The sequence below is a fragment of the Novosphingobium guangzhouense genome (genome assembly GCF_002896965.1).
GTDB classification, from domain to species: domain Bacteria; phylum Pseudomonadota; class Alphaproteobacteria; order Sphingomonadales; family Sphingomonadaceae; genus Novosphingobium; species Novosphingobium guangzhouense.
On sequence record NZ_LYMM01000039.1, the window covers coordinates 52,942 to 64,303 of the forward strand.

Consider the following 11,362-nt stretch of genomic DNA (forward strand, 5'->3'; position numbering starts at 1 on the left):
TCCTCCCCGCGCTTGGCTCGGGGAGGAACCGGGAGAGAGCATCATGCGCAATTACACGCAGTTCTACATCGACGGCCGCTGGGTCGATCCGGTCACGCCCAAGACTGCCGAAGTCATCAACCCGGCCACTGAAGAGGTTTCCGGCGAAATCTCGCTCGGATCGCCCGCCGACGTGGACCTTGCCGTCGCCGCCGCTCGCCGCGCTTTCACGACTTACGGCGAAAGCAGCGTGAAAGAGCGGCTTGACCTGCTCGAAGCGATCCAGGCCGAATACGTCCGCCGCGAAGCCGAACTGGGCGAAGCGATCATGGTGGAAATGGGCGCACCCAAGGGCCTTGCCAACGGTTTCCATACCCTGCTGGGCAAGGGCCACCTGGGCACCGCGATCGAAGTGCTGAAGGACTTCAAGTTCGAGGAACAGCGCGGGGTCACGCTGATCCGCAAGGAACCGATCGGCGTCTGCGGCCTCATCACGCCATGGAACTGGCCGATGAACCAGACTTGCGTGAAGATCTTCCCGGCGCTGGCGGCAGGCTGCACGATGATCCTGAAACCCCCGCAACTTGCGCCCTATTCCGCGCAGATCCTGGCCGAAATCCTGCACGATGCCGGGGTGCCGGCGGGCGTGTTCAACATGGTGCAGGGTCAGGGATCAGTGATCGGCGCGGCGCTCTCGAAACACGAGGACGTCGACATGATCTCGTTCACCGGGTCCGAACCGGTGGGCGTGCAGATCCAGAAGGACGCCGCCGATACGGTGAAGCGCGTCGGGCTGGAACTGGGCGGCAAGAGCGCGTGGATCGTGCTCGACGATGCCTCTCTCGCCGCCAATGTCGCGGGCGCGACGGCGGGCATGATGGGCAATTCGGGCCAGACCTGCTCTGCCGGTTCGCGTCTGCTGGTCCCCGCCTCGCGCCTCGACGAAGTGCGCAAGGTGGCGGCAGAGGCCGCGAACGGCGTCACCGTGGGCGATCCGCAGACCGAAGTGGCGATGGGGCCGGTCGTCTCCAAATCGCAGTACAACATCATCCAGCAGTACATCGAAAAGGGCCTTGCAGAAGGCGCCGAACTGATCTCCGGGGGCAGCGGCCGCCCCGATGGTCTGGACAAGGGCTGGTACGTGCGTCCGACCGTGTTCATCGGCACCAACGACATGGTCATCGCGCGTGAAGAGATCTTCGGCCCGGTGCTGGTGATCATCCCCTATGACGATATCGACGATGCGGTGCGGATCGCCAACGATTCGAACTTCGGCCTGGGCGGCTACGTCTCGGGCGAGGATATCGAGACCTGCCGCGCCGTTTCGCGCCGGATGCGCACCGGGGCGATCTGGGTCAACGGCGGGTTCGACTTCCACGCACCCTTCGGCGGCTACAAGCGCTCTGGCAACGGGCGCGAATGGGGCGAACACGGCTTCCACGAATATCTGGAAGTGAAGTCGGTGATCGGCTGGAATTAAGAGAAAGTCCTGGGGCCCAGATTTTCGGCGTCAAATTGTCTGCGCCAAATTGTCTCGGGCCCCAGGACTTCCTTCCCTTGCCCCTCCCGACCCGCTAAGAACCCGCCCGTGGGCACCATCAGGCACTTCTTCCGGCACCGTCCGGCGCTTGCGGCATTGCTGCTGGCCGCCGCGCTGTGCCTCAAGGCGCTGGTCCCCACCGGCTACATGCCCACTGCGTCCGAAACCGGCACTGTCGTCATGCTCTGTTCGGGCACCACGATGACGGTGAACATCCCGGTCAAGGGCACCCATCAGGATCACGGCGCCACCACGGCGGACCACCCTTGCGCCTTCGCTCCGCTGGGCGCGGCGATGACCGGGGCGGACTTTGCCGTGCTGGCGCTGGCGGCACTGGCCTTCGTCTTTGTCGCCGCGATCCTGCGCCGCGACCTCGCCCTGCCCACGGTCGCCGCGCGCATCAGGCCGCCCGGTCAGGCCCCGCCTCTCTTCATCTGAACCTTTGAAAGCCCGGTCGTTCGCGGCCCATAGCTATTCGCCCGCCGATCGCGCGGGCCGTTCAGGTGTATTTTCCCATGTTCCGCACAATGCTCGCGCTCGGCGCGGCTCCGCTTGCCCTGCTTTCCGTCCATGCCTTCGCCGAAGAGGCGGACGACAACTCCACCATCCTTGTCGTAGGCCAGCGCGACCGCGACATCAGCCTTGATGCGCGCGGCCTTTCCGTCAGCCTCGGCGACGCGCAGTTCGAAGGCGTCAACGCCCGCAACGTCGAAGACCTCATGAAGTACGCGCCCGATTTCTTCGTGCGCACCCGCTATGCAGGCGATTCCAACGGCGTCCCCGGCTTTCGCGGCACCCATTCCACCCAGAGCGCGCGCACGCTGGTGATGGTGGACGGGTTTACCGTGTCCAACTTCCTTGGCAATTCCTTCGCCTATGCCCCCAAGTGGGGCGTCGTCGGCCCCGGCGAGGTGGAGCAGTTCGACGTTGTCTACGGCCCCTATTCGGCGCGCTATGCGGGCAATGCGATGGGCGGCGTGGTCAACATCACCACCCGCTCCCCCGAACGGACAGAGGCCTTCGCCACCGTGCAGGCGATGGCCGCGCCTTACGACCAGTACGGCACGCATGACACATACTACGGCTATTCGGCGGAAGGCGGCTTCGGCTTTCGCCAGAAGGACGGCCCTTGGTCGGTACGCGTATCAGGCCGCCACTTTCGCAACACCGGCCATCCGCAGATGTTCTATGGCCTGACGCCCTCATCCAGCACCGCAGCCGCCACGGCCGTGACCGGCGCGATCGTCGACCCGAAACAGGCTATCGCCGGTTCTCCGGGCACCGCCACCAACCCACTTTTCGCCGCGCAGAGCCCCGCAAAAATCACGCAGGACCAGGCCAAGCTGCGCCTTGGCTATGACGGCGCATCTGGCGTGACCGGCGAACTCCTGCTGGCCTACTGGCACAACCTCGACAGCCAGACCGCACCCGACTGCTACTTGCGCGATGCCAATGGAAAGGCGGTATGCGACGGCCTCGTCTCGATCGGCGGGCAGACCTATACCGCCAGCGGGGCCAACTGGTCGCGCACCGTGCGCGATGAACTGCTGGCGGGCCTGAAACTGGCCGCCCCGCTGTCCGATACGGTGGAGGTGCAGGCGAATGTCTCGACCTACCAGATCCTGCGCTCCGACGGCTTCACGTCCGGCAGCTGGACGAACGGCGCCACCGGCGGCGCGGGCCGCCTGTCGCGCCAGGGGCCGACCTACTGGTGGACAGCCGACCTTGCGGCAACCGCGCACCTGGGCAACGTACAGCTGTCCGGCGGCACCAGCGCCAACCTCTATCGCACCGACCTTGCCAACTATACGCTGGCGAACTGGCGCGCCGACACGGACAAGGCGTTTTCCAGCCGTACCTTCGGCAAGACCCGCACCCTTGCCGCATGGGGCGAACTGCGCGTGCCGATCGATGCGCTGACGCTGACGCTGGGCGCCCGTTACGAAGACTGGCGCGCGTTCGACGGCGGGCTGGCCAGCCTCGGCTCGAGCGGCGCGGTGATTGCCAACCGCTACGACAGCCGCCACGCCACCGGATTCCAGCCCAAGGCCGCGCTGGAATGGGCGGTCGATCCCGATACCCGCGTGCAACTGAGCCTGGCCAAAGCAGTACGCTTTCCCACCGTGGGCGAACTGTTCCAGGGCAGCCTCAACGGCGACGGCACCTTCAACGCCGACAGCTTCGATCCGAACCTCAAGCCCGAACGATCCACCGATGCAAACCTGCTGGTGGCGCACGATTTCGGCGGCGTAAAGCTGACCGGATCGGCATTCTGGCAAAGGGTGAGGAACACCATCTTCTCGTTCTACGGCTTCAACCAGAACGGGGTGAGCATATCCAACTACAAGAACATCGACGTGACGCGCCAGTACGGCCTCGAACTGATCGCAGAGGCCCGCGACGTGCTGACCGCCGGGCTGGACGTCGACGCCAACGCCGCGTGGATCGATTCCGTGACCGTGCGCAACGATGCCGCCCCGGCCGCCGAGGGCGTACAGTTCCCGCGCATCCCGCGCTGGCGGCTGAACGGTAACGTGCGCTACCGGGTGGCGGAGCCGGTGCTGCTCTCGATCGGGGTGCGCTATGCCAGCCGCCCCAACACCGACCTGTTCGGCCTGCAGCGCGGCGATACCTACGGCTATACCTCGGAACTCTTCGCGCTCGACGCCCGCGTCAGCTGGGACGTAACGCCGCAGCTGCGCATCAGCGCCGGGGTGGACAACATCACCAACGACCGCGCCTGGGTCTATCATCCCTATCCCCAGCGCAGCTTCCTCCTCGAAGCGGGATGGCAGCTGTGAGCGCCGCCCCGATCACGCCGCAGGCCCGCCCCGAACGCCGCTACGAACAATGGTATCGCGCTGTCTGGCGCTGGCACTTCTATGCCGGGTTGTTCTGCGTGCCCTTCGTGATCTGGCTGTCGGTGACGGGCGGGCTCTACCTGTTCAAGCCGCAGATCGAGGCCGCGCTCTACGCGCCTTATCGCAATGTTGCGACCGGCCCGTCCCTTGCGCCGGCAACCCTTGCCGCGCGGGCAGTGGCAGCCGTGCCGGGCTCGGTCCTGCACAAGTATGTCCTGCCCGAAAGCCCGCGCGATGCCGTGCAGATTCTGGTCGGGAGAGGGGCTGACGACGTGCGCGTATGGGTCCACCCGCAGACCGGCGCGGTGCTGCATCAGGTGGCAGAGGAAGACCGCCTGATGCGCCTGGTCTTCCGTCTCCACGGCGAACTTCTGGCGGGGGACTGGGGCTCTGCCCTCGTCGAGACGGCGGCCTGCTGGACGCTGGTGATGCTGCTGACCGGCCTGTTCCTGTGGTGGCCGCGCGTAGGGGCCCGTCTGGCGGGCGTGCTCTACCCGCGCCTGCGCGCCGGGCGCCGCCTGTTCTGGCGCGATATCCACGCAGTCACCGGGCTGTGGATCACGCTGGGGGCGGTGTTCCTGATCGTATCGGGCCTGCCCTGGGCCAACGCGTGGGGAGACTATTTCCGGCAGGTGCGCGCCATCACCGGAACCGCAGCGGCGCGGCAGGACTGGTCCGCGGGGTCAGGCGCCGACGCCACCGTGCGTCGCCGTGACGACGCAGCGATGCGCGCGATGATGTCCCCCCATGCCGAGCACCACGGGATGGCGATGGCGCACATGGCTGCTCCTCCGGCGGCCCTTGATGCCGTGGTTGCAAGTTCGAGCCAGCTCCACTTCGCGGCGCCCGTCGAAATCAGCCCGCCGACCGCCCCCGCCATGCCCTGGCAAGTGCGCAGTCAGGCAGAGAACCGCCCCCGCCGCGACAGCGCGGAGATCGCCCCGGACGGCCGCCTCATCGGCGTGGAGCGCTTCGCCGACCGCCACTGGATCGACCGCGCAGTAGGCTACGGCGTCGCCATCCACGAAGGCGCCTGGGCCGGCATCGCCAACCAGCTGGTCAACCTTGCGGTGCTGGCCGGCCTTGTCCTGCTGTGCGTGTCCAGCACGATCCTGTGGTGGCGCCGCCGCCCCGACACCCTTCTCGGCGCCCCGAACAGCCTCGCGCCGCTACGCCATTCCTGGGCGCTGGTCCTGCTGGTGATGGCGCTGGCCACGCTGATGCCCCTGTTCGGCCTCTCGCTGGCCCTGGCCCTGGTGACAGAACAGGCCCTGACACGCGCCGCACCGCAGTTGCGCAAATGGATGGGCTGGCGAGACAGGCGGACATGACCCGTTCCTGCACCTTTCGAGATAACCTCAAGATGCCGCCGCGGGCCGCTTGAAGCAGTGATTTGACGACCCTCCGGTTCGGATCGTCATGACGCTGCCCGGCATAGTTCGGCATTCGCGGCATTCACTGGGAAGCGCCAATCGCAGCACAATTGCCGCGATTGGCTACAGCCATGATCGGAAAATCCAGAATCACATCAGCGCTTGGTGCCAACGGCAAGACCGCTGATATTGGTCGGCCCGCCGGGGAGAGTAGCGTCCGATACGCTCCACAATGCTCCGAATTCGGCAGCGTTCGGCCCGTAGAAATCGCCCTGGAAATGTCCGCTGGCTGTATTACCGTAAAATCCGTCGTTGGCGATGCTTCCGGCAAAGGAATACTGCGGCAGGCTGCGTGGCCCCGCTTCGCTGGTGTTCAGGTTGAGGGCAAGCGTCAGTGTACCGGCTCCGAAATCTGCATCCAGACGAGATTGCCCCGAAACGGCCCCGACATAGCCCAATTGCTGTACACTGCCATATCCGTAAGCAACGCCCGAATAACTTGCAGTGCCCGCATGTGGACGGTCTATCGCCTTAGTATTCAAGCCAAAAACGAAGAAGTTATGGATAGATCCATTCGGCGAATCATCGACTTCGACCGCCATGTCGCCAAAGGTCATGTACGATAGCGCGATAACGGGATTCTGATCCCCGAATTTCGAAATATACCCTGTGACCGACGCATCTGCAGTTTCGACCCGATAGTATGTGCGCGATGCCGAGGATGAAGTAGCATGTGCCGGGTCGAACGTATAAGTCCCGCTGCTGACCCCATAGGGATGCGCAAGGCGTGCCGTGTAGGTTCCTGTCGTCGGATCATAGGTGATCGTAGAACCTTCTTCGAAACCATCTGCCATCGTGACTGTCTGAAACGAAGTCAGGCGGTCCAGATCCTGGAACTTGATACCTGTCTCCAGAACCGACGGATCGTTGACACCCAGAAAAGTCCCCACGGCCCGATCACTTCCATCGGACGCACTCCATGTCGCGCCCACTTCCTCCGCTCCTGGACCGAAGAAGCTGCCATCGAACGTTCCCGAATAATTGCCGATCTCACCGAAAGAAAGCGAACCTGAGAAGGCATTACGCGAACTGGAAAGCATCCCGCTTCCGGTCAGAGCTGCAGCTTTCGACACTCGGGCACGTCCTGCGATGGAGTAATCCTCCACCAGTTGAAGGTCTCCCTTCAAGGTCATCGCGCCAGAACCCAGATCGACTGACAGGGTGCCGGAACCCGATGCCAACAGAGCATTGGCATAGTCATTGTCTATAACTTTTCCGGTAAACGACAGAAGATACCCGGCATCGCCGGTGCGCACGAGAGAGGCATCCGGCGTCGGCATGCCGTATACAATGCTGTCGAGGCGATAGCGCAGCGGTTGTCCCGCACTTCCGCCCGTCAGTTGCTGGAAGTACCCGGCTGCGGACCATGTCTGAACGGTCGGCACTACGAACAGGTCACCAAGATAATCCATGTTCGAGCCATAAGGGAGCGGCATGTAAACTCCCGTGGACAGGCCTGGCGCGGTCATCTGGTAGAATCCGTTGCCCGCGTTGTACGCTATGCTGAAGGTTTCGCTCGAAAGGGTTTGATTGGCGAAATCGCCCACGACAGACGAATTGACCGCGCCGGTTGCCGTCGTGAAATCAAGCCTGCGGGCCTGAACGGTGAAAACCTGGCTGTTGTCGAGACTGCGTCCGGAGAACCGGGAATTGCCGTAGGCTCCCTGCCGCCCCATTATCGTACCGATTGCGACACGGCCATCAGGCGCAGCAGCGTTGAATGTGGCGCCGATCTCGTTGACTTCCGGCCCGAAGAACGCGCCTTGCAAGCCGCCGGAGAATTCGGCTCCATCGGAAAATCTGAATGTGCCGGTGAAACTGTTGGCGCTGCTCGACACGGTGCCCTCGGCGGCGAATACGTTGTCGTCGCCGCCAGTGTACACGCCGTTCATGGTGCCCCTGATGGACACTTGCCCCGCAGCGAAATCGACTACTGCCCCGCCACTGCCGCCAAGCGCTGCGGGGCCGGTGGGCGTGGTTTCGATCCCGACCAGATCGACGTCAAAATATCCGGCGCCAGTTCTGGGCACAGCACTTGCCGCGGAAGGCATTCCGTAGACGAATGCATCCAGAGTGCCGCTGCCGGAATTGTTTGAGATTTGAGTGTGCTGCCAAAAGGCACTGCCGACGTATTGGTACGTGAATCTTCCAGAAACGCCGGGATTGGTAATCGTGAGTGAATCAACGTTGCTGCTCGAATTTTTGCGGACATACACCGTCGCGCCCGGACTGGATTGCGAAGCATCGATGTCTGCCGCCGTGAAAGTAATCGACCCGCCTCGCCCCGTCAGCGTGTAAGATCCAGCCACGGCATCATACCGGATCGTGCCTGTCTGATTGGCGACGGTTCCGTTTGTCTTGCCGTTCGCGTTGAAATTAGCTGTCGCGCGAGCGGACAAGTTCGCAAAGCTCTCGGTGACCAAAGGTGCGATGAGATCGGCATTCTTGGGCGCAGGTGTAGGTGTAGGTGTAGGTGTAGGTGTAGGTGTAGGTGTAGGTGTAGGTGTAGGCGACGGTGTGGGCGCAGGCGTGCTATTAACGTCACCACCACCGCCGCCGCATGCCGAAAGGGCAAGCGCAAGGCCCAGCGCCGTAGCGCTCAAGAATACCTGTCTCATCGTGATCCCCCGTAGAATAATTCAAAACGCCGAGTTCACCCCGATCTCGGCGAATAGGCGTCTTTAGTCGTATAATTCGATCGAAGAGGAGTTGCGCATGACATGCCCCCAGGCTTGCGCCAGCGTGGATTGGAACCGGGCAGCGTTGTTGCGCATGCGCGCGGTCTGAGCAATGCCCTGCGCAGCGAATCCCGCAGCGCCTTTCGAAGCAAACCATTGCTCGGGCAGTTCTGCGGCGCAGATCACCACGCGAGCATGTTCCAGGCCCAGCAACAGGGTTTCGCCGAGCAGGCCACACGCACACGAGATTGATAGACCGCCCCCGTCACCATAAGCTGGCGGCCTTCTGTGCGACACCTCAGCGCTACAGTCCCGAGGCGGTATTCTTACATGATTTGAGAAGCTTAGCGCCGAATGGCGAACCCCGTTGTGCGACAGTCGTGTGCCACAGTTTGGGTGCAACGATCCCTTAAGATGTTGTTTTTCAACGATTTCAGGGAAGGTGGTGCCGCTTACGTGACTCGAACACGTGACCCCATCATTACGAATGATGTGCTCTACCAACTGAGCTAAAGCGGCATGCCTTGAAGGCAGGCGCGGCGTTTACATGGGGAAGGCTTGCTGTGCAATCGCCTTTCGCGCATTTTTTTGTAGACCTGCAAAAGCCACGTATTCCTGCGGAATTGCGGGTCAATACCGGGCGATGAAAGGCTATTCCTGGAGGTCGCAACGCGCCGAAACATCGCCGTTTCATTAAAATGGTGGGCGGTGAGGGGCTCGAACCCCCGACCCTCTCGGTGTAAACGAGAGGCGACCACTTTCTAACCACGATTTCCGTACTTTTCTAGAAGAACGGAGCGTGATTTAATGGAGAACGAACAAGCACCGAGTGTCCACTCTGTGTCCACCGCTGTTCCCGAGGCGTTCGCCTGGGCACCCGATATGGTCATATATCACGACAAGTGCGCTGACGGAATTGTCGCCGCGTGGGCCTGTTGGAAGCGCTGGGGCGAGGCCCCGGAGTACCGCGCGGCGAACTATGGCTACCAGCCGCCGGAGGATGTGGCGGGCAAGAATATCCTCATCGTCGACTTCAGCTACAAGGCCGATGATCTCCGAGCCATGGTCGCGGCTGGGGCTAAGTCCATCGTGATCCTTGACCACCACGAAACTGCGCAGGCGGCGCTGGAGCCGTTCAGCGTCTTCTCGACGAAGCCCGAGCGGTTCAGCACCCGGACGGCGGCATCCATGATCGAAGACCTCGAGCGAGGCGGCTACCCGGCTATCCTCGCCCTGTTCGACATGGACCGCAGCGGCGCGCGCATGGCGTGGGACTTCGCGATGCAGGGCGTCGAGCCGCCCGAGCTGGTGCTGCTGGCCGAGCGGTACGACCTGTGGCGCTTCGTGCCCAACACGCTCGACGATGCCGAACTGCTTCACCTCGATATTCAGTCTGGCCCCCTGACGATCGAGCGGATGGAAAGCATCCACGACGAGCTTCAGGACGGCGAGAGGACGCCGCTCAATCGGGGCGAGGTGGTGGAGTACTGGCGCCAGCCGCTGATCCGGGAGATTGCCGCGCGGGCGTACCTGGGCACCGTCGGCGGCGTGGAGGGCGTCATCATGGTCGAATGCCCCTACAGCCTCGTGTCGGCGGTCGGGCACTACCTGCTCGCCCAGCACCCGGCCGCGCCGTTCGCCGCGATGTCGGTCACTGGCGAGAAGGCGGTCAGCTGGTCGCTGCGCAGCGCATACGACCGGCAGAGCGTTAGCGAGGTCGCCAGCCGCTTCGGAGGCGGCGGGCATCGCAACGCGGCTGGGTTCCGGGTCGAAACGAACAGCCGCGATGCGCGGGTCGCGAAGTACCTGAGCGATGAATCTGCAGCGCGGGCGGCAATGGCCAACCGGCCTGCGGAGATCCGTGACCGCCTCAATGCTTGGCAGACGGCGCAGTCTGAGTGGTTCAGCGACACGCTTTTGGAGATCGTCGCGGAATTCATCGCTTTCGAAGACGCCAAGCGGGAGACGGTGTGATGGCAAAGGGCATCCCCTTCCCCGAGGCTAACGTCGTCCTGCGCGCGCCGACGCCCGAGGATGCGGCGGCTGGCACGGTCTATGACCTGCACGTCCACCGGTACCGCGATCTCGACGGCAACCCGAACTGCATCAGCAAGTGGCAGTTCGCACCCGACGAACTGGCGGGCGTCGTAGCGAATGGTGGCGTCTTCTGGTTTCACGCCTGGGGCGCGACGCATCCGCCCGTCGGCATCGAGGGAGCAAACCCGTTCGTGCGCGCCACGGTCGCGGGAGAAGGCGAAGACCTCGCTGCCGAGCAGGACAAGCGGCGGCTGGCGCTGATCGAGCGAATCGGCACTGCCGCGGACCTTATGGACGGCAAGCCGCTGGAGGGTGAGCTCGGCGACGTCGCCTATGATCTGCTCCGGCAGGCGGCGGCGCAGCTATCTAGTGATCGCCAGCGCATCGCGGCTGCGCAAGCGGCCGTGGCCGCCGAGGTAGAGGAGCACCCCAGCGCAAGGGATTATCGCAACCGGCTCGAGCGTGCCGAGGCGGAGTGCGCGGAGGTGCGCGCGAAGGCGGCGGAGTTGGAAGCCGACAAGGCGCGGCTGGATTATCTCGATCGGTGCAACGCGGCGCTCAATGCGCATTACGGTACCACCTATCGCTGGAAGCTAATCCAGAGCCACAACGTCAACCGCTTGATGATCGGGGGCTTCGACGTCGACCTGCACGACAGCCAGCCGCACGGCCTGCCGTCGTGCCGCGACGCGATCGACGAGCGCATGCGTGAAGCGAAGGGGCAGGCAGCATGAACGAGGATTTATGCCACCGCCGCCTGTATCGGTCACCCTATCTGGTGATCCCGCGGCTGGCCCTGCAGGCGATGCCAGACGAATGGCAGGACCGGCTTGA

Annotated in this window: 8 protein-coding genes and 1 tRNA gene; 6 read left to right on the top strand and 3 right to left on the bottom strand. The window is 63.6% G+C overall.

Going from position 1 to position 11,362, the window contains the following annotated elements:
* Nucleotides 1-43 precede the first annotated feature (43 nt).
* The 4 genes from A8V01_RS14330 (at nucleotide 44) to A8V01_RS14345 (ending at nucleotide 5,711) form a co-directional block, all read left to right on the top strand.
* Nucleotides 44-1,459 (top strand): aldehyde dehydrogenase family protein, encoded by a 1,416-nt coding sequence (locus A8V01_RS14330; protein WP_103096519.1) that lies wholly within the window; start codon nucleotides 44-46, stop codon nucleotides 1,457-1,459.
* Between the two features lie 108 nt (nucleotides 1,460-1,567).
* Entirely contained in the window at nucleotides 1,568-1,957 is a 390-nt protein-coding gene (locus tag A8V01_RS14335; protein WP_103096520.1) for a hypothetical protein, read from the top strand.
* Nucleotides 1,958-2,034: 77 nt separating this feature from the next.
* Entirely contained in the window at nucleotides 2,035-4,320 is a 2,286-nt protein-coding gene (locus tag A8V01_RS14340) for a TonB-dependent receptor (RefSeq protein ID WP_103096521.1), read from the top strand.
* Nucleotides 4,317-5,711 (top strand): PepSY-associated TM helix domain-containing protein, encoded by a 1,395-nt coding sequence (locus A8V01_RS14345; protein ID WP_245892552.1) that lies wholly within the window; start codon nucleotides 4,317-4,319, stop codon nucleotides 5,709-5,711. Before A8V01_RS14340 ends, A8V01_RS14345 begins: the two co-directional genes overlap by 4 nt.
* 197 nt (nucleotides 5,712-5,908) lie before the next feature.
* Here the strand turns inward: A8V01_RS14345 and A8V01_RS28630 are convergent, their stop codons facing one another.
* From A8V01_RS28630 to A8V01_RS14360, 3 genes are all read right to left on the bottom strand, one after another.
* Nucleotides 5,909-8,212, bottom strand: a complete 2,304-nt coding sequence (locus A8V01_RS28630; protein WP_211295019.1) for a transferrin-binding protein-like solute binding protein — start codon at nucleotides 8,210-8,212, stop codon at nucleotides 5,909-5,911.
* Between the two features lie 282 nt (nucleotides 8,213-8,494).
* Entirely contained in the window at nucleotides 8,495-8,704 is a 210-nt protein-coding gene (locus tag A8V01_RS14355; protein ID WP_103096524.1) for a hypothetical protein, read from the bottom strand.
* A gap of 230 nt (nucleotides 8,705-8,934) precedes the next feature.
* A tRNA-Thr gene (locus tag A8V01_RS14360) sits at nucleotides 8,935-9,010 on the bottom strand.
* A gap of 288 nt (nucleotides 9,011-9,298) precedes the next feature.
* Between A8V01_RS14360 and A8V01_RS14370 the strand changes: the two genes are divergently transcribed.
* Together A8V01_RS14370 and A8V01_RS29265 are read left to right on the top strand one after the other, a co-directional pair.
* Nucleotides 9,299-10,465, top strand: coding sequence for a DHH family phosphoesterase (locus tag A8V01_RS14370; RefSeq protein ID WP_146037264.1), 1,167 nt, complete (start codon nucleotides 9,299-9,301; stop codon nucleotides 10,463-10,465).
* On the top strand, nucleotides 10,465-11,262 hold the full coding sequence (locus tag A8V01_RS29265) for a hypothetical protein (RefSeq protein ID WP_245892554.1): 798 nt from the start codon (nucleotides 10,465-10,467) through the stop codon (nucleotides 11,260-11,262). The genes A8V01_RS14370 and A8V01_RS29265 overlap by 1 nt, the downstream gene beginning before the upstream one ends.
* The last annotated feature ends 100 nt before the right edge of the window (nucleotides 11,263-11,362 follow it).

What these genes read in the sequence shown, in the direction of transcription:
- A8V01_RS14330 (WP_103096519.1), top strand. Translation starts at nt 44, where the DNA reads ATGCGCAATTACACGCAGTTCTACATCGACGGCCGCTGGGTCGATCCG.
- A8V01_RS14340 (WP_103096521.1), top strand. Translation starts at nt 2,035, where the DNA reads ATGTTCCGCACAATGCTCGCGCTCGGCGCGGCTCCGCTTGCCCTGCTT.
- A8V01_RS14370 (WP_146037264.1), top strand. Translation starts at nt 9,299, where the DNA reads ATGGAGAACGAACAAGCACCGAGTGTCCACTCTGTGTCCACCGCTGTT.
- A8V01_RS29265 (WP_245892554.1), top strand. Translation starts at nt 10,465, where the DNA reads ATGGCAAAGGGCATCCCCTTCCCCGAGGCTAACGTCGTCCTGCGCGCG.